The 23,046-nt window shown below is 64.3% G+C and carries 21 protein-coding genes; 10 read left to right on the top strand and 11 right to left on the bottom strand.

The window, feature by feature from the left end:
- Window positions 1-193 precede the first annotated feature (193 nt).
- Together DBR47_RS18715 and DBR47_RS18710 are read right to left on the bottom strand one after the other, a co-directional pair.
- Complete coding sequence (locus DBR47_RS18715; RefSeq protein WP_124452889.1) at window positions 194-586, bottom strand: hypothetical protein; 393 nt, start codon at window positions 584-586, stop codon at window positions 194-196.
- A 269-nt stretch (window positions 587-855) separates the two neighbouring features.
- The gene (locus DBR47_RS18710) at window positions 856-2,289 is read right to left on the bottom strand and encodes a cytochrome P450 (RefSeq protein ID WP_231512394.1); all 1,434 of its coding nucleotides are present in this window, start codon (window positions 2,287-2,289) and stop codon (window positions 856-858) included.
- Window positions 2,290-2,371: 82 nt separating this feature from the next.
- Here DBR47_RS18710 and DBR47_RS18705 point away from each other — a divergent pair, with 82 nt between their 5' ends.
- Together DBR47_RS18705 and DBR47_RS18700 are read left to right on the top strand one after the other, a co-directional pair.
- The gene (locus DBR47_RS18705; protein ID WP_124452885.1) at window positions 2,372-3,352 is read left to right on the top strand and encodes an AraC family transcriptional regulator; all 981 of its coding nucleotides are present in this window, start codon (window positions 2,372-2,374) and stop codon (window positions 3,350-3,352) included.
- A 13-nt stretch (window positions 3,353-3,365) separates the two neighbouring features.
- Window positions 3,366-3,773, top strand: coding sequence for a VOC family protein (locus DBR47_RS18700; protein WP_124452883.1), 408 nt, complete (start codon window positions 3,366-3,368; stop codon window positions 3,771-3,773).
- Here the strand turns inward: DBR47_RS18700 and yidD are convergent.
- From yidD to DBR47_RS18680, 4 genes are all read right to left on the bottom strand, one after another.
- Window positions 3,770-4,234, bottom strand: coding sequence for a membrane protein insertion efficiency factor YidD (gene yidD, locus DBR47_RS18695; RefSeq protein WP_124452880.1), 465 nt, complete (start codon window positions 4,232-4,234; stop codon window positions 3,770-3,772). The genes DBR47_RS18700 and yidD overlap by 4 nt on opposite strands.
- Window positions 4,235-4,342: 108 nt before the next feature.
- The gene (locus DBR47_RS18690) at window positions 4,343-7,171 is read right to left on the bottom strand and encodes a pitrilysin family protein (protein WP_124452878.1); all 2,829 of its coding nucleotides are present in this window, start codon (window positions 7,169-7,171) and stop codon (window positions 4,343-4,345) included.
- A gap of 1,557 nt (window positions 7,172-8,728) precedes the next feature.
- Entirely contained in the window at window positions 8,729-9,712 is a 984-nt protein-coding gene (locus DBR47_RS18685) for a tripartite tricarboxylate transporter substrate binding protein (RefSeq protein WP_124452876.1), read from the bottom strand.
- Between the two features lie 160 nt (window positions 9,713-9,872).
- Complete coding sequence (locus DBR47_RS18680) at window positions 9,873-10,592, bottom strand: choice-of-anchor J family PEP-CTERM protein (RefSeq protein WP_124452874.1); 720 nt, start codon at window positions 10,590-10,592, stop codon at window positions 9,873-9,875.
- A 282-nt stretch (window positions 10,593-10,874) separates the two neighbouring features.
- Between DBR47_RS18680 and DBR47_RS18675 the strand changes: the two genes are divergently transcribed.
- A complete protein-coding gene (locus DBR47_RS18675; RefSeq protein WP_124452872.1) occupies window positions 10,875-12,764 on the top strand; it encodes an ATP-binding cassette domain-containing protein in 1,890 nt (629 codons plus the stop codon).
- A 79-nt stretch (window positions 12,765-12,843) separates the two neighbouring features.
- Here the strand turns inward: DBR47_RS18675 and DBR47_RS18670 are convergent, their stop codons facing one another.
- The gene (locus DBR47_RS18670; protein WP_124452870.1) at window positions 12,844-13,194 is read right to left on the bottom strand and encodes a DUF1428 domain-containing protein; all 351 of its coding nucleotides are present in this window, start codon (window positions 13,192-13,194) and stop codon (window positions 12,844-12,846) included.
- Between the two features lie 165 nt (window positions 13,195-13,359).
- Here DBR47_RS18670 and DBR47_RS18665 point away from each other — a divergent pair, with 165 nt between their 5' ends.
- The gene (locus DBR47_RS18665) at window positions 13,360-13,758 is read left to right on the top strand and encodes a hypothetical protein (RefSeq protein WP_124452868.1); all 399 of its coding nucleotides are present in this window, start codon (window positions 13,360-13,362) and stop codon (window positions 13,756-13,758) included.
- Window positions 13,759-13,799: 41 nt separating this feature from the next.
- On the opposite strand, the gene DBR47_RS18660 is transcribed toward DBR47_RS18665, so the two are convergent.
- From DBR47_RS18660 to DBR47_RS18650, 3 genes are all read right to left on the bottom strand, one after another.
- Window positions 13,800-14,594: a fumarylacetoacetate hydrolase family protein gene (locus DBR47_RS18660; RefSeq protein WP_124452866.1), complete on the bottom strand. Its 795-nt coding sequence runs from the start codon at window positions 14,592-14,594 to the stop codon at window positions 13,800-13,802.
- Between the two features lie 22 nt (window positions 14,595-14,616).
- On the bottom strand, window positions 14,617-15,801 hold the full coding sequence (locus DBR47_RS18655; RefSeq protein WP_124452864.1) for a low temperature requirement protein A: 1,185 nt from the start codon (window positions 15,799-15,801) through the stop codon (window positions 14,617-14,619).
- 65 nt (window positions 15,802-15,866) lie between these two features.
- Complete coding sequence (locus tag DBR47_RS18650) at window positions 15,867-17,294, bottom strand: PLP-dependent aminotransferase family protein (protein ID WP_124452862.1); 1,428 nt, start codon at window positions 17,292-17,294, stop codon at window positions 15,867-15,869.
- A 65-nt stretch (window positions 17,295-17,359) separates the two neighbouring features.
- Between DBR47_RS18650 and DBR47_RS18645 the strand changes: the two genes are divergently transcribed.
- The 5 genes from DBR47_RS18645 (at window position 17,360) to DBR47_RS18625 (ending at window position 21,622) form a co-directional block, all read left to right on the top strand.
- Window positions 17,360-18,025: a LysE family translocator gene (locus tag DBR47_RS18645; protein WP_231512393.1), complete on the top strand. Its 666-nt coding sequence runs from the start codon at window positions 17,360-17,362 to the stop codon at window positions 18,023-18,025.
- Between the two features lie 94 nt (window positions 18,026-18,119).
- Window positions 18,120-19,340 carry a PLP-dependent aminotransferase family protein gene (locus DBR47_RS18640; protein WP_124452860.1) on the top strand — a complete coding sequence of 407 codons (1,221 nt, stop codon included), beginning with the start codon at window positions 18,120-18,122 and terminating at the stop codon, window positions 19,338-19,340.
- Window positions 19,341-19,342: 2 nt separating this feature from the next.
- Window positions 19,343-20,191 (top strand): PhzF family phenazine biosynthesis protein, encoded by an 849-nt coding sequence (locus tag DBR47_RS18635; protein ID WP_197047169.1) that lies wholly within the window; start codon window positions 19,343-19,345, stop codon window positions 20,189-20,191.
- 28 nt (window positions 20,192-20,219) lie between these two features.
- Window positions 20,220-20,954 (top strand): alanyl-tRNA editing protein, encoded by a 735-nt coding sequence (locus DBR47_RS18630; RefSeq protein WP_124452847.1) that lies wholly within the window; start codon window positions 20,220-20,222, stop codon window positions 20,952-20,954.
- A 323-nt stretch (window positions 20,955-21,277) separates the two neighbouring features.
- On the top strand, window positions 21,278-21,622 hold the full coding sequence (locus DBR47_RS18625; RefSeq protein WP_124452845.1) for a PilZ domain-containing protein: 345 nt from the start codon (window positions 21,278-21,280) through the stop codon (window positions 21,620-21,622).
- Between the two features lie 57 nt (window positions 21,623-21,679).
- Here DBR47_RS18625 and DBR47_RS18620 read toward each other — a convergent pair whose 3' ends face one another.
- Complete coding sequence (locus DBR47_RS18620; RefSeq protein WP_231512392.1) at window positions 21,680-22,156, bottom strand: cytochrome c; 477 nt, start codon at window positions 22,154-22,156, stop codon at window positions 21,680-21,682.
- 152 nt (window positions 22,157-22,308) lie between these two features.
- On the opposite strand from DBR47_RS18620, the gene DBR47_RS18615 reads away from it, so the two are divergent.
- Window positions 22,309-23,010, top strand: a complete 702-nt coding sequence (locus DBR47_RS18615; RefSeq protein WP_124452843.1) for a cytochrome b/b6 domain-containing protein — start codon at window positions 22,309-22,311, stop codon at window positions 23,008-23,010.
- The last annotated feature ends 36 nt before the right edge of the window (window positions 23,011-23,046 follow it).

Raw genomic sequence — 23,046 nt, 5'->3', positions numbered from 1 at the left:
CGCTGCCCGAGTCTGTCAGCTGATTTTGAACGATAGGCGACTCTCGTTGGTGGCAGGGCCCTGTTCACATCAGCGTCCGGCGTTCAGGATCCAACAAAGTGCTGTGGCTGATCGTGGCTGAATTTGACGGATGTCATTTACGGTATTCCGCAGCCTGCGACAAGTCCTCGACGTGGCTCAGTCCGCGCGTGGTTCAGGAAACTGTAAATTCCAACGTTGTGATGCAGTTAGAGGCATCTGGCGCAGCAGGATTCCTGTTCTTCTTTGTGTGACTGATCGCAAATTCTTCATACAAACCAGCTGGGTAGCTTGCTTCAACTTTTGCGTCTACAACTTGACCGCCCACCATTGAGTACCGAACAGCCACCCACCCTGAGCGCTTGACCTTTTGTGTCACTGCAACCCATTCGGCAGGATCTGGATTGCCCATGCGCTTCACGCCTTCGACTTTGCAAGCCACTGACTCAGGCGGCAAGGCTGCAATAGCAGATTTGAGATTTCTTGGCCCTGTGTATGCCTTCTGTTCTGCTGCACAGCCTACTAGGATCGAGGAGGCAAGAAGAAACCAAAGCATGGGCTTAGACATGAACAATCACTCCTTGATGTACCTTGCCAAAGTGGTCTGAATTTTGAATTTGCTCTCGGAGTTCGAATCTCTGAACTGAAGGGAGACGAACGGAAAATGAACGAGACAATCAAGATTCCGCGCCAACCATATCGCAAAAACAGTCAGTCAACTCCCGGTCGCCTTGGCCCTTCATCAGGTCCTCTACCAAAGTCGTCTGTTGACTTTCGGACTTGCTGGCGTCGATTGGCAGCTTGGGATGGATCTTTCCTTGCTTATCTTCCGCTTTGTCATTTCTTTTCAGTCCCCCGCCTCCGCAAGCGCAGCCGCAGCGGCTCATGCGGCCTCAAAGTGATGTTCAGCGTCGGCCGAGGCGCTTCAGCACCCGGCACAGGCTCCAGCCGATAGCGCTGCAGCAGCAGGGCTGCGATCAAGGTGATCTCGGTCAGGGCGAAATGCTGGCCCAGGCAGACGCGGGGCCCGGCGCCGAAGGGCATGTAAGCACCGCGCGGGATCTCGGACGCCTCGGGGCCGAAGCGTTCGGGCTTGAAGGCCTCGGGCTCGGGGAACCAGCGTGCATCGCGATGCATCAGATAGGGCGTGATGCGCAGCATGCTGCCCTTGGGCAGATGCCAGCCGGCGATGTCCAGCGGCTGGCTGCTGCGGCGGGTCAGCAGGGCGGGCGCGGGTGGGTAGAGGCGCAGGGCTTCCTTGATGGTTTGGCCCAGAAAGGGCATATGCGCGATGTCCTCCACGCTGGGTTTGCGGCCAGCCAACTGGGCATCGACCTCGGCGGCGGCTTGCGCCGCAGCGTCTGGATGCGTGGCCATGCACCAGCCCCACCAGGTGAGGGCGCCGGCGCTGGTTTCGTGCCCGGCCAAAAAGGTGGTCATGCATTCATCGCGCAGCTCGGCATCGCTCAAGGGCTGGCCGTTCTCGTCTTGCAGCTTGAGCAGCATATCGAGCAGGTCGGGCTGGTCTTCGCCGCCAGCGGCGAGATGGGCGCGGCGGGCGGCGATCTGGCCTTCGATCAGCTGGTTCAAGACCTTCAGGGCGCGGCGCTTGGGTGCTTTCCAAGGCGCCCACAGCGGCGCACTGAGGGGCCAGAACATTTCGCGATAAGCGATCACGCTGAGCGTGCGCAAGGCCTGCTCGGCCTCGCGCGCCTGAGCGTCGGCACGGCTGCTGAACAGGGTGCGCAGAATCACATCCATGGTCAGCTGGGTCATGGCGTGCTCAAAGGGCAAATCGGCCACGGCCTCCTGAGGCCAAGTCGCCAAGGCCTCTTCACTCGCTTGCACCATCAGGGAGGCAAAGGCCGCCACCTTCTTGGGGCTGAAGCCCGGCTGCAGCATGCGGCGCTTGCGGGCCCAGGCCTCGCCTTCGGCAATCAAGACGCTATGACCATGGGCCGAGGCCATGCATTCGATGCCGCGCTCCCAGCGGATCAGGCCCTCGTGCGTTGCCACCAGCAGCTCGCGCACCTGCTCGGGGTGGAAGAAGCTGTAGTCGCGGTACTGCGCCAGCCGCATATAGACCACATCACCATGCTGGCGCTGCTGGGCTTGCAGAAAACCCAGATAGTCCGGGCCCATGGCGCGCAACTCGGGCAGACCAAAGAAGCGGCAGGGCGGGCCGGGTGGCAGGCCTTGTTGTTGAATCGTGGCTGGTGCTTGACCGGCAAGGCCGGTGGTGTGCGGATGGCTGCTGTTCATGTTCGCCATGCTGCGCCTTCCCGTCGCGCCCGTATTGAACGAATCCGACATCTTCTCGGGGCCTCGCAGCACCCCTACACTGAGGCCCACCATGTTGCACGAGAACGCCTCCGCGCCGCTGCGCTTTGATCCCCTGGCCCGCTCTGTGATGAGCTTGGCCGAGCTGCACGCCGAGCAGGATTTGGGGGACGTGGCCATCAGCCCCTTCACCCGTGCCCTGCTGCTGCCGCCGCGCCTGAGCCTAGGCTCTTGCGTGCGCGGTTATATGGTGCGCGACTTGCGCGGCGCGCCGGCGCTGAGCCCGGCTCAGCGCAGCACCTGGTTCCCGGTCTCGCCTGTCTGCACCATCACCTGGTTTTTACAGGGCCAGTGTGCCGAGGTCTTGTGCGAGCCGGGCGAGGAGTCTGGGCAGTTGGAGCGCGGTCTGCGCATGCTGCCCGATCAGCCTTTTCTGGCCGGCCCGCACAGCCGACCCACCAAGTTCCGCGCCATCGGCCCGGGCTATAGCTTTGCGGTGGTCTTGATGCCCGATGCCTTCAAGGTCTTGACCGGCCTGGACCTGCAGCAATGCCAGGACTCGGTGCTGCTCTTGCATGAACACTTGGGCGCCGATTGGCAGGCCATGTCGGCGGCGGTGCTGGCCGCGCCCGATGACGCCAGCCGGGTGCGGGTGTTTGAGGATTTTCTGCAGCCGCGCTGGCAGCAATGTCGCAGCGAGGGTGGCCACGATATGCCGCGTTACCGCGACTGGATGGAGGCCTTGGCCGTGCGCGCCATCGCGGCGGGCAAGGGGCGCAGCATGCGCCAGGTGGAGCGCCGCATCAAGCAGTGGAGCGGGCAATCGCTGCGCCAGCTGCAGTCCGTCAGCCGCGCGGAGCAGAGCTTTTTTCGCGTGCGTGAGGCGCTGCAACGCGGCCAGGTCGTGTGGACCGATCTGGCCTATGAATCCGGCTATGCCGACCAGGCGCACCTCTGCCGCGAGACTCGCCGTGTCACCGGCTTCAGCCCCGAGGCGCTGCGCCAGCGCATAGAGACGCATGAGGCGTTTTGGGCCTATCGGATTTGGAGTTAGGAGCATGCCGCCGATGATCAAGATTCGTGGCCTGGACCATCTGGTGCTGCGCGTGCGCGATGTCGAGCGCATGCGACGCTTTTACTGCGAGGTGCTGGGCTGCAGCCCGGAGCGCGAGCAAGCCGAGCTGGGCCTGTTCCAGCTGCGGGCCGGCAATGCCTTGATCGACCTGATCAGCCTTGAGGGAAAGCTGGGGGCAGCCGGCGGCGCAGCGCCGGGGCCCGAGGGACGCAATCTCGATCACTTCTGCCTGCGGCTGGAGTCTTTTGACGAGGCGCAGATTCGCGCGCACCTCCTGCAGCATGGGCTGGAGGCCGGCAAGCTGGAGTCCCGCTATGGCGCGGAAGGGGAAGGCCCTTCGATTTACCTGTGCGATCCCGAGGGCAATGGCGTCGAGCTCAAAGGGCCGCCCGCGCGCTAAAGAAGTGGTTTCGTGGGTGCTTGATTGGGGGACTTCTTGGGCGGCAAATGCCGACGCCGTTCCGCCCAACGCTCACGCGGGCTTTGCCTTCGATGGGTCTTGCGGCTGGGCCAGTCGCAGCAGTCGAAACAGCTGAAGGCATCGCAGACGTCGCAAGACGTGTGCCCACCGGGAAGATCGCAAGGCAGATCGCAGCCCGGATCGCAGAGCCCGCGCTGCCCCGCAAGACTGAGACGGGGTGAGGGCAAGACGCCATAGCGGCGATGCGCCAGGCCGCACAGCTGCAAGCGTTGGCGCAGCAGGGCCAGGCCTTGCCAGCAGCCGTAACGCCTTATCACCCGGTAGCCCAAGGCCGAGCAACTGGCACGGCCGCAGTGGACGCGGTAGGCGCAGCTGAAGCCTTTGTGCGGGGACAGCCAGCGCTGGTAAGCGCGGATCAGGCACAGGGCGAACAATCGCATGGTGAGCTCAAGGGGCAAGGCGAAAAAATGCCCGAGGCGCGGTCCCTTTGGCACTCGGCCTTGGGACCACGGCTCGGGCCGTGGCTCAGCTCGTTTGAGGAGCTTGGATCAAGGCTTGGCGGGCGCTGCAGCAGCCGCAGCCTCCGCCGCCTTCTTCGCCGCACCAGCGAAGTCACCCGCGTAGATGTGCAGGAACTGGGCCGGGTCAATCGCGCGGCGCAGGGTCTTGTTGACCTCGTCCAACGTGATCTTCTCGATCTGCGCCTCGCGCTCCGCGGTGAATGCCATGGTGCGGCCGGTGTGCAGCTGACTCACCAGGCCGGCGGCCAGGGCGACGTCCTGGGCGCGGCCAATCTTGAGTTGCTCCAGCAAGGCCTTTTTGGCGTCCACCAACTCGGTCTCGCTGATGCCGTCCTTGACCAGGCGGCTCAGCTCTTCGCTAACGCCGGTCTTCAGGCGCTCCAGGTTCTGCGGCGCGTAGATGGCGAACAGAATCTCGGCGCCCACGGGCTCAAAGCTGCCGGCGCTCAGCTGGCTGCCTGCCCCATAGCTGATGCCTTCTTTTTGGCGCAGACGGTCCAGCAGACGCGACTTGACGCCGCCGCCCAGCACCTTGTTGACGATGGCCAGGGGCACATAGTCGGGGGCGTCGTCCTTCAGCGTCAGCGGCAGCAGGGCGATGTAGAAGGCATTGGCCTTGTCGGGCGCTTCCAGCTGGATGGCGCCGGGCTTGGCCGGGGCCGACTCGCTGCTCAGACGGGCGTATTTGCTCTTGCTCTTCCAGTCGCCGAACAGGGTCTTGAGCTGGGCTTGCACCTCGGCGTTGTCGAAGTCGCCCACCAGGGCCAGCTTGGCATTGTCGGCACCGTAGAACTGGCTCCAGAAGCGCTTCACATCTTCCAGCTTCAAAGCCTTGAGCTGAGCGGCGCTCTCGTCAAAGCTTTGGAAGGCCCGCACATCACCCTTTGGGTAGACGTCGCGGGCCTTGCTCAAGGCCTGCGAGGCCAGGGCTTGCGGCTCGCTGCGCTGGGCGTCGATGGCGGTCAGGCTTTCCTTCACCGCCAGCTCGAATTCCTGGGCCGGGAAGCTGGGCGTGCGCAGCACATCGCGCAGCAGTTCTAGCAGGGCGGGCAGGTTTTTGCGCACGGTGTCGAACTGCACGTTGACGCTCTGGCCCGAGCCCGAGACGTTCAGGCGGGCCTTCAACTCGTCCAGCTTGGCGGCCAGCTCGGCGCGGCTCAGCTTGGCCGTGCCGCGGCTCAGCAGCTCGGCGGTGAGGCCGGAGGCGGTGGCTTGGCCGAACAGGCTCTTGGCATCGCCGAAGTCCAGGCGCAGCACGCCTTGCACGGTCTCGCCCCGGGTCTTCTTGGCCGTCAGGGCCAGCTTCATGCCATTGGGCAGGGCGGTACGCAGGGTGCGCTTGTCGATATTGGCGGGGCTGACGTCGAAGTTCTCGCCCTCGGCCACGGCGGCACGGCCTTGGTAGCCTTCCACCAGCTTGGCCACATCGACCGGCGCGGGCAGCACGGCGCGATCCGGCGCCTTGGTCGGCACGAACTGGCCGTAGGTGCGGTTGCTTTCCTTGAAGTAGTTCTCAGCCACGCGCTGCACGTCTTTGACGGTCAGTGCTTCCATGCGGTCACGGGCCAGGAAGAACAGGCGCCAGTCGCCGGAGGCGATGGACTCGGACAGCTGCACGCCCAGGCGTTGCGGGTCGTTCAAGGTCTTGTCGAAGTCGCTCAGCCAGCTGGCCTTGGCGCGCTTGAGTTCGGCCTCGGTGATGGGGTTCTTCTTGAGGTTTTCCAGCGCGTCCTGCAAGGCCTTGCGGGCCTCGGCCAGCTTCTGGTCCTTGCCCAGTTCGGCCATGAACATCAGGTAGCCCGGCTCGGCCAGCTCGAAGTTCCATGGGGCGACCGAGACGGCCTTCTTGCCTTCCACCAGCAGCTTGTGCAGGCGGCCATTGGGCGAGTTGCCCAGGATCTCGGCCAGCGCAGCCACGGCGGCCGAATCGGCATGGCTGGACGCGGGCGTGTGATACAGCACGGCGGCCAGCTGGGTGTCGCCGACGCGATTCACGCTGACCTCGCGGGCGCCGTTTTGCACCGGGTCCAGGGTGTAGGTGGGCTGCAGCTGGCGCGTCGGGCGCGGGATGGCGCCGAACACCTGCTCGATCTGGGCCAAGGTCTTGGCCGCATCGAACTTGCCGGACACCAGCAGCACCGCGTTATCGGGCTGGTAGTGGGCGCGGTAGAAGGCTTGCAGATTCTCGATCTTGACGCCTTCGACGTCGGTGCGCGCGCCGATGGTGCTCTTGCCGTAGTTATGCCAGTCGTAGGCGGTGGCCGCCATGGCTTGCCACAGCGAGCGCTGTGGGTTGTTCTCGCCCGACTCCATCTCATTGCGCACGACGGAGAACTCGGTCTCCAGATCCTTGCGGGCGACATAGCTATTGACCATGCGGTCGGCTTCCATCTCCAGCGCCCAAGTCAGGTTTTCTTCGCTGGCCGGGAAGGTCTCGAAATAATTGGTGCGGTCGTAAAACGTGGTGCCGTTGAACTGCATGCCGCGCTTGCCCAGCTCTTGCATGATGTTGCCGCGCGAGGGCGTGCCCTTGAACACCATATGTTCCAGCAGGTGGGCCATGCCGGTCTCGCCATAGTTCTCGTGGCGGCTGCCGACCAGATAGGTGATGTTGACCGTGGTGGTGGGCTTGGAGGCATCGGGGGCCAGCAAAACGCGCAGGCCGTTGGCCAGGCGGTACTCGGTGATGCCTTCCACCGTCGCATGCTTTTGCGTCTTCTGTGCCGCTGCGGCGGCGACAGGGGCGGCGGCCTTGGCCACTGCCGGGCTGGTTTGCGCCCAGGCGCTGGCGGCAGGGTAAAGGGCCAAGCTGCCCAGGGCAGCAGCAATCAGGTACGAGGTGGTTCTCAGGCGCATCAATGGACTCCGCGGATAGGGATCGTTTGGCTTCAAAGCTCAGGTTCTGGCCCCGTCAGGATGGACGGGCCGGCCCAGTATAGGGAGGCTTAGAGCAGGGCCGAACAAGTCCCGCCCGCGTCGGGCATGCCTGGTTTGGGCATCCAACTGCCTGGCCTTGGACCGGCCTCAGAACCCGGGCGCTCCCACTCGCTCAGCCCTGCTTGCGCAGGATTCACCTAGTGCGTGAATCGCCCTTGGCGGGGCGGCAGGCGCGCAGATTCAGAGTCGCTTTGCCCACAGTGCCTGTGGGCAAGCTTGGGGAGTGTTGCGATGGAATCGCGCCCAAGCCCCTGTTCATGGGCTCGCCAACGCCTTGCTTGAATATGCGGCAGCCGACCGGGCCGCGGCCGAATTGCGTTTGTTTTTGACGCCCATGTAGCGCGCGCGGCTCACGCGCCAGCCCCCAATCCGGCCAGTGCCGCAGCCATTTCCTGCCGTTTGACTCGCTCGAACAGCGGTCTGGCGATGGCACTCGGGAGGCCAGGCATCGGAAGGTGCGCTGTGCGCGCAAAAGCGTCGATTTCAATTGAAATCGTCCTCGCTCGGCGTTGTGTCTGTCCACAGAGGCTGTGGGCAAGTTTGGGGACGCGTGTGTGGGAATCGCTCAGAAGCCCCTGCCCATCGATGATTCCCTGGCCTGCATCAAATGCGGGCAGGCCGCTTGGGCGTCTGAAAATTGAGCCACATGGGGCCTGAGTCCTCGCGCGCTGAAGCGCTGCCTGTTTTTGCAGCATGTCCGCCAGGGGGTTGCATGCCTCGCCCGGCTCTTGTGGACTAAGTTTCCCGATTTGCGCGAGCAGCGCCCGACCTGGGGCGGTTGTCGCCCCGTATGGGGCGCTTATCGCGCAAGCTTTGGGTCTTTATGTCCACAGTCGCTGTGGGTAAGTTTGGGGACGGGCCTTGGAGTGTGTCGCAGATGCCCCTATCCATCGTGATTTCCCTGGCTTGCTGGAATTTTGGGCAGTGAGCTCGCTGGTGGGTAGATCGGGCCTCAGGGGCCGCTGTGGACAAGCGTGACTGACTTAGATTCGCGTAAAAACGCAGCAGCGCAAGAGGCGGTGGATTGTTGGGGTCAGGTCTTGCGGGTGCGACATTCGCCCTAGCTTGGGCGATAGGCGCACTTGATGTGCCGGAGTGATGTCCACAGTGCCTGTGGGCAAGGTTAGGGATGTCCCTTGGAGATTGTTGTAGGGCGCCCTATTCATCGCCGATTCCCTGGCTTGCTTCAAATGAAGGCAAAGCGCAGCTTCGCGCCGGTGACGTTTGTTTGGGGTCTGGTCGCAGGGCTTACCTTGCTGAAAATTGAGGCGACTGCGATTGCCAATCGCCCGATGAAGGGCGGCTGTCGCCCCTTGTTGGGCGACTATCGCGCAAGCGGGTTTGGCTCTGTCCACAGAGCCTGTGGGCAAGCTTGGGGATGGGGCTTGGAGAGGGGGCCGAAAAGCCCCTGTTCATCGGCCTTGCGCTGGCTTGCCCGAATAAGAAGCAGCCCGGAAGCCCGGCTTTTTCCTTCAATCAGCCCAGCTTGAGCAGGTGCAAGACCACGCGGGCGGTGGTTTGCTCGGTCTCCAGCAACTCGGCAAAAGGCTTGCCGGTCATGAAGGCATTGGTCCAACGATTCTTCTGCAACTCGGCCGTCCAGGCGCTGCTGCTGTTCAAGGCCGTGGCCAGCTGGGTGAGTCGCTCGGTCTGGGCCGCCGTCAGGCCCGGGGGGGCGAAGACGCCGCGCCAATTGGCCAGGTCGGTGGCCACACCTTGGCTGCGCAAGGAGCGCAGGCCGGCCGCATCGGCCCGGCTGGAGATGGCCAGGCCACGCACCGCGCCGCTGTTGATCGCTTCCATCGCCTCGGAGTAGCCGCTGATGCCCACATCCAGCTCACCCTTTTGCAAGGCGGCCACCAACTCGCCGCCGCCCGAGAAGGCTTGGTAGCGCAGCTTGGTCGGGTCCACCTGCAGGGCGCGGCCTATCATGCCCATCAGCATATGGTCCACACCGCCAGCGCTGCCACCGCCGAAGCGGATCGAGGCGGCGTCGCTGCGGATGCGGGCGTTCAGCTCGGCCTGGCTGCGCAGCTTGGAGTTCTTGGGTACCAGAATGACCAGGGCGTCCGAGGTCAGGCGGGCCACCGGCGTGACCCGGCTCATATCGATGGGCGCGCGGTTCAGCGCAATCGCGCCCAGCATGACCATGCCCCCCAGCATCAGGGTATTGGGCTGGCGGGCGTACTTCTCGACGAAGTAAGCCAGGCCGGGCACACCGCCCTTGCCGGGCTTGTATTCATATTCCACCTTGTCGACCAGCTTGCTGGCTTGCAGGGCGCCGCCCATGGCCCGGGCGGTTTGGTCCCAACCACCGCCTTGCGAGGCGGGCACCAGCAGGCGCAAAAAGTCCAGCGGCGGCGGGGGTGCCGCTTTGGCCTTGTTTTGGGCCAGGCTGGCCATCGGTGTGCCGGCCAGCAGGCTCAGGCCGCTGGCACTCAGAATCGTTCTACGCTTCATATCGTCATTGCTTTCTATTGGCAACGGTGGCCGCAGGCCTCCCTCGGCTGATGATTCTGGCAGTTCCCAGGCGTTTGGCGCGGGAATCAAAGCCTTGGCAAGCCGCCAATAAAAAACCCGGCCTGAGCCGGGTTGAGGTAAAAGCGTCGAGCGCGCCGGACTACTTGGTTTTGCGGCTATTGCTGCGCGCACGCAGACCCAGGCCCAAGAGACCCAGGCCCATCAGGGCGTAGGTGCCGGGCTCCGGCACGGCGGCGGTGATGGAGAAGGTGTCGATACCGATGTAGTTGGAGTTGTTGCCCGAGGGACCACCATCGGCCACAACGTAACGGAACGCCAGCGCGCCATTGGTGGTGCCCGACAGGCCGCTGATGGTGGCCGTGTACATCGTCCAATCCTCAGGGTAGCCGCCCGCGTCCAGTGCAGGGTTGATGCTCACCAGCAGATTGGTGAAACTGCCGACGCTGGTGGCGGTGCTGCCCACATTGGTGCCGCCCGTGGCGCTGAAGCGCAGTTCCAGGGCGTCAGGCCAGATCGAGCCGCTGGCCGTGCGGGTGTAGAAACTCACCACATCACCGTTGTTGAAACTCATGGTCGGGGTAATCAGCCAGTTGCTGATATCGCCTGCGCCTGCCGTGCTGTTGTAGTTGACGCCGGCATAGGAGTTGGCTGCACCCGCCTGGGAGGTGAACACAGAGGTGGTGCCTTGAAACCAGCTGGTGGAGCCCAAGGGCACGCTGTTGTTCTTGACGGTCCAGCCAGCAGGCGTCATCGAATCGAAGCCCTCGGTCATGCTGGCGGCCGAAGCAGTACCCGCCAAGGCGAGCGATCCGAGCAGAGCGGGGACGGCAAAACGGGCAATGGTCTTGGATGCAAACATATGATTCCTCTCGTGGACTGGATTGAGGCTTTTGTCCTTGCTCCGACCAGCCTTGGTAGGTGGCTGTTTCATTCGATGGAAACGCATGAACTCGGAGCGGGCAGTTCATTGGAGTCAATTCACAGTTGTTTACATTCCCGTGAAAACCCGCCCACCCCCTAAGTCAAAGTGGGGGCGCTTGCCCTTGTGTCATGACGCGCCAAATAGACGTTATTTATTGAGCGCAAGCCAGGATGTTCGGCCGGCGGCGGCGAAGTTCGCTGCTGCGGCGACAATCGGGGCATGGCAGTCCTATCCATCTCCAACGCCCATCTCGCTTACGGCCATGTTGCCCTGCTCGATGGCGCCTCCTTCTCACTCGAAATGGGTGAGCGTGTCGGCCTGATCGGCCGCAACGGTACCGGCAAATCGTCGCTGCTGAAAATCCTGGCTCAAATCGACAAGCTCGACGACGGCCTGCTGCAGCTGCAGCAGGGCCTGACCAGCGTCTATGTGCCGCAAGAGCCCGAGCTGCGGCCAGAGGCGACCATCTTTGACGTGGTTAGCGAAGGCGTGGCCGAGGCCAAGGCCTTGCGCGAGCGCTACGAGATCCATGACCCGGAGGACGATCTGGAGTGGGTGGCCGAGCGCATCGAACACCTGGGGGCCTGGAACTGGGAGCAGCGTGTCGAAGAGACCCTGCACCGTTTGAATCTGGACGGCTCGCGCATCGTCGGCTCGCTTTCTGGCGGTTTGAAGAAGCGTGTGGCCCTGGCCCGCGCCCTGGTGGCTCAGCCCGATGTGCTGCTGCTGGACGAGCCCACCAACCATCTGGACCTGGACGCCATCACCTGGCTGGAAGAGCTGCTCAACAGCTTCAAGGGCTCGCTGCTGCTGATCACCCACGATCGCAGCTTCCTCGACAACGTGGCCAATCGCATTGTTGAGCTGGACCGTGGCCAGCTGCGCGGCTACCCCGGCAACTTCGCCGCCTTCACCGCGGCCAAGGCCTATGAGTTGGAGAACGAGGCCTTGTTCAATGCGCGCTTCGACAAAATCCTGGCGCAAGAAGAAATCTGGATCCGCAAGGGCGTGGAAGCCCGCCGCACCCGCAGCGTGGCCCGCATCCAGCGCCTGGAGGCCATGCGTTTGCAGCATGCCGCGCGCCGTGATGTGCAGGGCAAGGTCAAGTTAGACATCGACACCGGCGGCGCCAGCGGCAAGATCGTGGCCGAGCTGGACGGGGTGAGCAAGAGCTATGGCGGCCGCAGCATCGTGCGCGACTTCAGCGCCACCATTCTGCGCGGCGACAAGGTCGGCCTGGTTGGTGCCAACGGCGCCGGCAAGACCACGCTGCTGAAGATGATCCTCGGCCAGTTGGAACCCGACAGCGGCAAGGTGCAGATGGGCAGCAAGATCAATGTCGCCTACTTCGACCAGATGCGCGATGTGCTGGACCTGGACGCGACCCTGGCCGACACCATCAGCCCCGGCAGCGAGTGGATCGAGATCGGCAATCAGCGCAAGCATGTGAAGAGTTATTTGGGCGACTTTTTGTTCTCACCCGCGCGTGCCAACTCGCCCGTCAAGAGTTTGTCGGGCGGCGAGCGCAACCGCTTGCTGCTGGCGCGCCTGTTCGCCCGCCCCGCCAACGTCCTGGTGCTGGACGAACCCACCAACGACCTGGACATCGAAACCCTGGAATTGCTGGAAGAGCTGCTGGCCGACTACGACGGCACCGTCTTCCTGGTCAGCCACGACCGCCGCTTCCTGGACAATGTGGTCACCTCGACCATCGTCAGCGAAGGCGATGGGCGCTGGCGCGAGTACGAAGGCGGCGTGCAAGACTGGTTGATCCAAAGCAAGCGGGCCGCAGCCCTGCGCGCCAAGAACGAGCCGACTCCTGTGGTCAACGCACCGGCCCCTGCGCCAGCACCGGCGGCCTCGCCCGACGCCCTGGTCGTGGCCAAGCCCAAAAAGCTCAGCTACAAAGAGCAGCGTGAGCTGGATGAGCTGCCCAAGAAAATCGCCGAGCTGGAAGCCGAGCAAACGCAGCTCAATGCCTTGTTGAACGGCACCGAGCTGTACAGCCAAGGTGCTGCCCGCATCGCCGAGGTGACCGCCCGTGCCGGTGAAATCGACGAGCAGCTGCTGGCGCTGATGGAGCGCTGGGAAGTGCTGGACGCGAAGTAAGCAAGAACTGGAGGGGCGCCGATCTGCCCCTCGCTTCTCGCCCTCGGAAGATTGGCGCTGAGCGGATCAGCGCCTTCATCTACACCTCAGAAATCACCTCAAACCCGCCAAAAATCATCCGCTTGCCGTCGAAGGGTGGCGCCGTTGCGGACTGTATGCGCGGATCGGCCATGACCTTGTCCCAGGCTTGGTTGCGCACCTCGCGCGATGGCCAGGTGATCCAGGAGAAGATGACCGTCTCGTCTGGCTTGCACTGAACGGCTAGCGGAAAAGAGGTCAGCTTGCCTGGGGGCACGTCGTCTCCCCAGCAATCAACCACGCGCATGGCCCCGTATTCTTTGAAGACAAGGCCCATGGCCTGCGCATGTTCCAGAAACTCTGCCCGCTTGAGGCTAGGGACTGAGGCGACGAATCCATCGACGTAAGTCATGGTGTTTCTCCTTGACACTGTTTGCGGTAAGGGCCGGGCTGTCGGTCTGCGCCTAGCCGCTGCGAAGCAAGGCCAGGGCGATAGGCTAGCCGAAGCCGCCGCTTTGTCCCAGCCCCGCCCGCTTCAGAGTGACGTAAATTCCGGCATCTCAAACCGGAGGCCGCAATGAACGAAATCTTCCAACGCGAATGGGTGGCACTGCAGAACAAGTATGAGCAGTACGAGTTCCTGGCCCTGTTCAACAAGCTGGCTGCCTTGGGTGTGTTCTTGGCTTTGAATCCCGGCCGCTTGGTGCTGGCCCTCTTGCTGCTGCTGTGGTTGCAAGAGGCCATCTTCAAGACCTACCAATCACGTTTGGGCGACCGTTTGCTCAAGGTGGAGCAAGGCCTGCGCGAAGGCGCTTTGCCGAGCCAGGGCATGCAGCTGCACAGCGAGTGGCTGATCCATAGACCCGGCGTGGGCGGCTTGCTGGCTCAATACCTGAGCCAGGCCTTGCGGCCCAGCCTGGCTTGCAGCTATGTGCTCTTGCTGGGGCTTGCGCTGTATCGCTTCTTCGCTTGGTAAGAACTTGGCCGCCGGCCGAGCTCGGCGACGCAAGTTCCAAGTCAGAGCTGCAGGCTCAATTCGCCCAGGCCTTCGAAGCCCACGCGCAGGCGGTCGCCCGCGCTCAGATCGGCTTGCACGGCCCAGGCGCCGGTGCTGACCACGGTGCCGGCGGGCACCGTCGCGCCACGTCGGCTCAGATGGCGCAAGAAGCCCGGCAACAGATAGGCGGGGTCCTGCAGGGAATGGCCGCCACGGCTCAGCTTGGGGGCCTCTTGATTGCGTTGAATCCAGCAGCCCAGGCGCTGCCAATCCGGCCTCGCCTGTGCTCGCCAGGGCTTCCATTCGCCCAAGGCCAGGCCGCCGTGAGAGAGGCAGTCGGCCTGCCGCAGCAGGGCCGGTGCGTCGCCAGCCTCCAGCCAGCGTGAGCTGACCAACTCGGCCGACACGGTGTAGGCATCAATCAATTGGCAGGCGTCCTCATAGCTCAGCGCGGCGGCGCGGGCGGGGCTGAGGTCTTCGCCCAGGCGCAAGGCGATCTCGGCTTCGATGCCGGGTTCGCGCAGCTGCAGATCGCTGAAGTCCGCATGGCCCGCCTTGGCTGCCCGAACGCCTCTGGGGGCCAGGGGCGCATGGGTCAGTGCCGCTTCTCGGGAGGGGCCGCCGGACTTCCAATGGCGCACCTGCCCGCTGGTGACATCGGCCCAGCCCAGGTGGTGGGCCAGCAGTTCCTGGGCAAGATAGGCGTCGTCGCTGGTGGGGACGGCGGCAAGCCAGGCGCTGGCGGGCAAGAGCAGGCCTTCTGCCCAAGCTTGCGCCAGAGCGGCGGCCAGGGTGTGAGGCTTGGTGTTGTTCATGCAACTCTGCTTTACCTGGAATTCAATGCCTTTGCAGACAACTGTCGAACAGGGCAACGCCAGCGATCAGCAAGGTCAAAAGGCCCGCCACCCAGATCAGCGGCCAGCCATGCCCAATATAGGCCAGCAGGGGCAAGACCAGCAGGCTGAACATGAGGGACGGTGCCCAGCGACCCAGCACGATGCGGCGAAACAAGGCGTTGCCAGCGATGAAGAATACAAAGGAACCCAGCATGACGGCCAGACTCTTGCCCTCCAATGCCGCATGTGGGTGGGCAATCAGCAGCTCGCTGCCGACCGCTGCGACGATGATGCCGGCCACGATGAGGACGTGGATGTAGTGGAAGTAAGCGCCCAGGCGGCCAGGGTCATCGGCGTGCTCGATGGCGTGGCTGGCCTCCTTGCTGGAGGTGTCGAAGTAGAGCCACCACATGGCCAGCGCGGTGACGAAGGCGCAGGCAAAGGCGGCTACAGTCCAGCTGTCCCATGTTTTGGCTTCACTGAAGGTGGCGCCGGTGAGCAGGATGGACTCGCCCAGGGCCACGATGATGAAGAGCTGGCAGCGTTCGGCCAGGTGGCCGCCGTCAATCGTCCAGTCGCTGGTTTGCGATCGCCCCAGGCCGGGCAGCCACAGGCCAAACATGGGTGAGATGTATTCGCTTGCCGCAGCCAGGGCCCACAGCGCCATGCGTCCATGGGTGTCATCGCAGGCGGCGCCGGCCAGCCAGAAGGCGCTGGCGATCAGGGTCCAGCCCAGGATGCGCTGGAAGTTGGGTGTCAATGCATGGCCTGCGCCCAGCATGAACAAGACCCAGAGCGTGCGCCCCACTTGCAGCGTCACAAAACAGCCCGCGAAGACCCAGCCGCCGCCCGGTTCAAAAGCATAGGGCAGGGCCGCCGCCATCGGCAGGGCCAGCAGCATGGCGGCAAACAAGAGGCTGCGCACCGGCATCATTTCGGGGTCAAACCAGTTGCTGACCCAGCAGGTGTATTGCCAGCCCAACCAAACGGCAAACCACAGCAACAGGGTTTGTAAAGCACCTTCCAGACTCAGATGGGTCAGCAGATAGTGCGAGGTTTGGGTGACGGCAAAGACATAGACCAGGTCAAAAAACAGCTCGGCATAGCTGACCTTGGGGCCGGATGTGCCGCGCTGGCGCAGTGAATGCGTGGAGGCGGTGGCCAGGGCTTGCGAAGGGCTTGTCATCGGGAGCTCCGGCATTGCGTTGGCTGCCCATTCTCCGGTGCGCACTGGACGGTGCGATAGCCGGGTCAGCCCGCGTCTCGCAGCCGCGACAGCAGGCGCCAGAAATGCGCGTCCTGCGAGGTGGCGTAGTTGATGCGCATCAGCGTGCCGGGTCGGCGCGTCGGGCTGAACAGGGCGCCGGGGGCGATCAGCCAGTCCTCGATCATCATGCGCTGGGCCAGCTTCTCGGTGTCCAGACCCGTGTCTATCCAGCCGAACAAGCCGGTGGGCGGCGTGACGGCGCGGCAGCCCGCGCTCTCGGCCAGGCGCATGCTGCGCTGGCGGGCGGCGTCCAGCCGGGCGAGCACCCGCTCGGCGTGCCGCCGCAGCTGGCCTTTTTCCAGGCAATGGGCGACGGCTCGCTCCAGCATGGGGCTGGTGGTCAGGGTGCTGATCAGCTTGAGCTGGGTCAGCTGAGCGATCTTGTCGGGGCTGGCCGCCACATAGCCCACCCGCCAGGCCGGGGTGAGGATCTTGGAAAAACCCGAGACGTAAATCGTGCGCCGCAAACCGTCCAGGGCCGAGAGCCGAGGCGCGTGGTTGGGGGCCAGGAAGGCGTAGGTATCGTCCTCCACGATCAGCAGGTCATGGCTTTCAGCCAGCCTGAGCAGCTGATGCGCATTGGCCAGCGAGAGGCTGTTGCCCGTGGGGTTGTGCAGCACCGAGACGGTGACGTACATCTTGGGGCGATGCTGTTCGATCAGCTGGGCCATCACCGCCAGGTCGGGGCCTTCGGCGCCGCGTGGCACCGGCAGCAAGCGCATGCCGGCCTGGCTCAGGCGCGCGAACTCGATGGCCCAGCCCGGGTCGTCCACCAGCACCGCGTCGCCGGGCTGCAAGAGGCTGCGGGTGATCAGGTCCAAAGCATGGGTGGCCCCCACGGTGGTGACCAGCTGGCTGGGTTCGGCCGCGATGCCCAGGTCGCTCATGCGCTGAGCCAGGGCCTGGCGCAGGCGGGCGTCGCCGGCGGGCTCACCGTAATGCAGGGCTAGCTGATCTTGTGCATTGCCCTGGGTCAACACCTGGCGCATGGCGGTCTGAATCATGGGCAGGTCCAGCCATTCGCCGGGCAAGGTGCCCAGGCCCGGCGCGCGCTTGGCATCGGCCTGGAACATGCCGCGTATCAAGGCGCTGGCGTCCACCGGCTCGCCCAGGGCGGGCGGCAGGGCGGGTTTGCCGAGCTGACGGCTGGCGCCGGTGTTGTTGCCGGCGAGTTCTCGCACAAAAAAGCCGCGCTGCTTGCGGGCTTCGAGCAGGCCATGGGCCAGCAGCTGGTCATAGGCCGCCACCACCGTGTAGGGGCTGACGCCATGATGGCGGGCGCACTCGCGCACCGAGGGCAGGCGGGCGCCGGGCAGGATCAGGCGTTGCTGGATCTGTTCGGCATAGCGCGCGGCCAACTGCTGGGCCAGCGAAAGCCGGGCACTGCGGGACAGGGCTGTGTTGGTGCTCATGCCGATACAGAGGCGTTGTATGTACGGCAAAGTGTACTGGTTCTGTATTGCTGCGCAATCTAGACTTGCTCGCAACCGAGATCACCCAGGGCCACACGATGATGGAGATGCACACGCTGATTGCCGTAGTGGCCTTTGCCACGGTGACCTCGGTCACGCCCGGCCCCAACAATATGATGCTGCTGGCCTCGGGCGTGAACTACGGTTTTCGCGCCACCGTGCCCCATATGCTGGGCATCAGCGCGGGCTTTTTGCTGCTCTTGCTGGCCGCCGGCTTAGGGCTAGGTGCCTTGCTGCAGCGCTGGCCTGAATTGCATCTGGGCCTGAAGATACTGGGTGCCGGCTATATGGTCTGGCTGGCCTGGAAGCTGTGGCGGGCCGATGCCGCGCCCAGCCCCGCGCTTGCGAGCGAGGGCACGGCGGCAGCCGCCGCCAGCACCACCGGCCCACTGGGCTTCTGGGGCGCCGCCGCCTTTCAGTGGGTCAACCCCAAGGCCTGGATGATGGCACTGGGTGCGATTGCCGCTTTTGTCGGCCCGCAAGAGGGCGGGAGCGCCCTGTGGGCTCTGGCCCTGTTGTGCGCGGCGGTCAATCTGCCTTGCGTGAGTATCTGGGCCTATGCTGGCGCCAAGCTCAGCCGTTGGTTGGCCATCCCTGAGCGCCGCAAGGCCTTCAACGCGGTGATGGCCGCCGCACTCCTGCTCACGATCTGGCCCATGTTGCAAGGCTGAGTGCGCTGACTTTCAAAGTCGGCGCCAGGCCCCACAATCAAGCACCTGTTCAAAGTCCCCCAAGCCCTATTGCATAAAAACGGAGACAAGCTCGATGTTGTCCAAGAACCCCAGCGCCTTCCACCTTGCCCGCCGCGCTGCGCGCATGAACCCCTCCATCATTCGGGAGATCCTCAAGGTCACCGAGAAGCCCGGCATCCTCTCCATGGCCGGCGGCCTGCCTTCCAGCGACACCTTTCCGGTCGAAGAGTTGAAGGCGGCCTGCGACCGCGTGCTGACGCACAACCCGCGCGAGGCCTTGCAATACGCGGCCAGCGAAGGCTTCGCGCCGCTGCGCGAATGGGTGGCCGCGCGCTCGGCATCATTGGGCATGACGGTGTCGCCCGATCAGGTCCTGATCACCAGCGGCTCGCAGCAAGGCCTGGACCTGGTCGGCAAGATTCTTTGCGACGCCGGCGCGCCGGTGGCGGTGGAGACGCCCACCTATCTGGGTGCGCTGCAGGCCTTCACGCCTTATGAACCCATCTTCGCCAGCTTGGAGAGCGATGAGCAAGGCGTCTCGCCCGAGGCCCTGGCCCGCCTGCCGCATGATGCGCCGGGCACTCGTTTTGCCTATCTGCTGCCCAATTACCAAAACCCCACCGGTCGGGTGATGAGTGCCGGCCGCCGCCAGGAGGCCGTGGCCGCAGCCCGCAGCGCCGGCGTGCCCATCGTGGAAGACAACCCTTACGGCGATCTGTGGTTCGACGAGCCGCCGCTGCCCTCGCTCAGCAGCCTGTGGCCCGAGGGCTCGATTTATCTGGGTTCTTTCTCCAAGGTGCTGACGCCCGGCTTCCGTCTGGGCTACATGATTGCCCCGCCCGAGCTTTACCCCAAGCTCTTGCAAGCCAAGCAGGCGGCCGATCTGCACACGCCCGGCTTCAACCAGCGCGTGGTCTACGAGGTGGTGCGCAACGGTTTCCTCGACCAACATGTGCCGCGCATCCGCGCCCTCTACAAGGCCAATCGGGATGCCATGGCCGAGGCGATCAAACAGCATCTGCCGGCCGGCTGCGAATGGCAGATGCCCAAGGGTGGCATGTTCTTCTGGATCCGCCTGCCCGAAGGCCTGGATGCGATGGCGCTCTTGCCCAAGGCGGTGGACGCCGGCATCGCCTTCGTGCCGGGTGCGGCCTTCTATGCGGCCTCGCCCGATCCACGCGCGCTGCGGCTCTCTTTTGTGACGCTGACCCCCTCGCAAATCGGCGAAGGCGTGGCCATCCTGGGTCGCGTGCTGCGCGAAGCCTTGGATGCGCAGGGTGAAGTGACTCCATGAGTTTGCAGTCCCGTCGCTTTGCCCAAGTAGATGTGTTCACGGCCATGGCCTTGCGGGGCAACCCCTTGGCTGTGGTCATCGACGGTGAAGGTCTGAGCGATGCCGCCATGGCGGCCTTCGCACGCTGGACCAATCTGAGCGAGACCACCTTCATCCTGCCGCCCACCGATGCGACGGCTGATTACCGCGTGCGCATCTTCACCCCCGGTGGCGAGCTGCCTTTTGCCGGCCACCCGACCCTGGGCACGGCGCATTGCTGGCTGGCCAGCGGTGGCGTGCCCAAGAGCAAGGGCATGCTGGTGCAGGAGTGCGGCATCGGCCTGGTGCGCATCAAGCGCACGGCCGATCGCAACAAGGAGCGGCTGGCTTTTGCGGCGCCGCCCCTGCTGCGTTCCGGCCCAGTCGAGCCCGAGCACCATGCCCAGGTCTTGCAGGCTTTGTGCCTGCCTGCCGAAGACGTTTTGGATGTGCAATGGGTGGACAACGGCCCCGAATGGATGGTGGCGCGCCTCAAGAATGCCGAGGCCGTGCTGGCGCTGAAGCCCGACTTCCAGGCCATGGCCGGGCTCAAGCTCGGCGTGGTCGGGGCTCATCCTCCGGGTTCGCCGCAGCAGTTTGAGGTGCGTGCGTTTGTGCCCGGGCTGGGCGTGCCCGAGGACGCCGTCACCGGCAGCCTCAATGCCGGCATTGCCCTGTGGCTGCAGGCCGCCGGGCTGGCGCCCGCCCGCTATGTGGCGGCGCAAGGCGCGGCCCTGGGTCGCGCCGGGCGCATCCATGTGCAGCGCGAGGGCGAGGAGGTCTGGATTGGTGGTGATGTGACGCCGCTGATCGAAGGCCAGGTGCGTTTGTAGTTAGCTGTCCGGCAAAAGAAAGGCGGTCATGAGCAGCGAAGACTTGTTCCGAGAAAACGCGCAGCTGCGCGAATGTCTGGCCCGCCTGGTTCGCGTCGACGAGCAAGGTCTGCTGCTGGACCGCACGGTGTTCTATCCGCAAGGCGGCGGCCAGGCCGGCGATGCGGGCGAGTTCCTCTTGCCCGATGGCGCCGTGCTGAAGATCGCTGACACCCGCAAGGGCGCGCAGGCCGGCGAGATCCTGCATCTGCCCGCTGCCGGTCAGGAGGCTTTGCTGGCCTTGCTCTCCCCAGGCCAGGCGCTGACGGCGCGCATCGACTGGGCGCGCCGCCACGCCCATATGCGTTTCCATACCGCTACGCATCTGCTCTGCGCTCTGGTGCCGCATCCGGTTGACGGCTGCTCCATCACCGCGCAGTACGCGCGCCTGGACTTTCATATGAGCGAGCCGCTGGACAAAGAGCTGTTGACCGCCGGCCTGGCCTGCTTGATCGCCGAGGCGCATCCGGTGCGGCACCGCTGGATCAGCGATGCTGAGCTGGACGCCAACCCCGGCCTGGTGCGCAGCATGAGCGTGCAGCCGCCGCGCGGCACGGGCCAGGTTCGATTGCTGGAGATCGAGGGCGTGGATCTGCAGCCTTGCGGCGGCACGCATGTGGCCAATACCGCCGAGATCGGCGCGCTGATCGTGACCAAGATTGAGAAGAAATCCGCCAAGACCCGAAGGGTCGTGCTCGGCTTTGCCGAGCCAAGCGAAGCTTGAGGGGCGGATTTCTTCGGGGAGCACTCATATCCGCGCAGCGGATGTGAGTGATCACCAGAAGAGCCCCGCGATGACCCGCATGGGCTGAGGCCGCGCACGCGTCGGCGGAAGCCGATGCGTGGCTGCCGAAGGCCTGGCCGCGATACCAGCGGCCGGGTCATCCTAGGCTTCGCCCAGCCAGGCGAAGCCTGAGACCTATTGCGCAGCCGCTGCTGCGGTATTGGCATGCGCTGCCAAGCAATCGTGAAACCTTCCGCAGTCACTCTCGCGCTGCTCAGCTAAGCTATCACCTGTGAGCACAACAAGAGCGGGTCGATGACACGATGGCTGAGCAGCAGGTAACCGAAAAACGCGGAGCGGAAAGAAAAAGCCTGCGCGTGCTCGCCTTCCTGGTATTCCCTGGCATGGCGCCCATTCCCGTGCGCACCATCGACATCAGCGTCAACGGCATGTGCATCGTGGCCTCGGCCAATCCGCCGCCCAATGTGCAGTGCGGTTTTCAGCTGAACTTGCCCAAAAAGCCGTCCGGCGCCTTTGCCTTGTCGGGCCGGGTGCGGGTGATCGACAGCGTGCTGGCCCGCCATGACGACGGCTTCCGCATCAGCCTGCAGTTCCTCAACCTCAGCACCCAAGCGGCGGCCGAGGTGGCTCAGTACATCAAAGGCTGAGCCGGATCAGCGCGGCAGCCCGCGCCGACCCGGCATCCGCGCATCAGCCCATCGGCTTCAGTTGGTTTCCTTGGCGCGGTAGTTGTCGTGGCAGGCCTTGCAGCTTTGGCCCACGCCACCCACGGCGGCCTTGATCTGGTCCAGATTGCCGCCGCGCGCCGCGGCGTCCAGCTTGCCGACCTCGGCCACCATCTTGTCGGCCGCCTCCTTGAACTTGGCCGACTCTTTCCAGATTTCCGGCTTGGCCCGGTTCGGTGCCCCCTTGTCCGTGCCTTCGCCAAAAGCGCTGTAGGGCAGCTTGGCAATGGTGTTGAGGATGTCGGCATTCTCGGCCGCGGCCTTGGCGTCGAAAGCCACCTTGCCCTGAGCCATGGCGGCGATGCGGCTGAAGTGCGTGCCCATCAGGGTGAAGCTGGATTGGCGATATTTGATCGCGTCCTCGGCTTTCTGGAACTGGGCACTGGCGGGCAGGGCGGCGCAGAGGCCGAGTACCGCGCCCAGAGCGATCAGGCTGGGTTTCATCTTCTTGATCATCATGCAGAGTCCTTGGGTGAGAGGGTTGGAACGAAGGGGTGAGGGTCAGGCCTTGCCAGCCAGGGTGGAGTTTAGGGAGCTCACAAGATTTCTGCTCGCCGATGCGCTATCGTTTGCCCCATGTTTGATCTTGAAACCGAGCTTGGCCACTCATGGCACTAGAACAAAGGCTGCAGCGCATCCGCGTCTGGGACTTGCCTACCCGCTTGTTCCACTGGGGCCTGGTACTGGCCGTCACGGTGGCGGTGCTGAGTGCCAAGCTGGGGGGCAACGCCATGGTCTGGCATATGCGCGCTGGCTATTGCGTCCTGGCTTTGCTGGGCTTTCGCGTGCTTTGGGGTGTGGTGGGTGGGCGTTGGTCGCGGTTTTCCCGCTTTGTCTACGGCCCTGCCGCGCTGTGGCGTTATCTGCGCCATCAAGCCCGCGCTGGTGATCGCTTTGAGGTGGGGCATAACCCCCTGGGGGCGCTGTCGGTCCTGGCCATGCTGGCCTGGCTGCTTTTGCAAGCGGCTTCGGGCCTGATTGCCGATGACCAGATCGCCACCGCCGGCCCCCTGGTTGCCAAAGTCAGCAGCGCCACCAGCGAGGTCTGGACGGCGCATCACACGACTTGGGGTCAGTGGGGCGTGTTTGGCTTGCTGGGCCTGCATATCGCGGCCATCTTGTTTCATCGCTGGATCAAGAAAAAGGATTTGCTCGGCCCCATGCTGAGCGGTGACCAACTGCTGGCCGAGCCGGTGGAGCCGGCGCGAGATGCTTGGCCGCAGCGTCTATTGGCCCTGGCCTTGCTGGCCCTCAGCGGCCTGGCCGTTGCTTGGTTGGTGGGGGCTGTTGGCTCCGGAGTCGGGCCTTGATGTTGGCTTTCAGCGGGCTTGAGTAAACTGCCGACT

Source organism: Paucibacter sp. KBW04 (genome assembly GCF_003852425.1).
Lineage (GTDB): Bacteria > Pseudomonadota > Gammaproteobacteria > Burkholderiales > Burkholderiaceae_C > Paucibacter_A.
The sequence above is the reverse complement of the archived record's forward strand: the minus strand, read 5'-3'. Positions and strand labels throughout refer to the sequence as shown.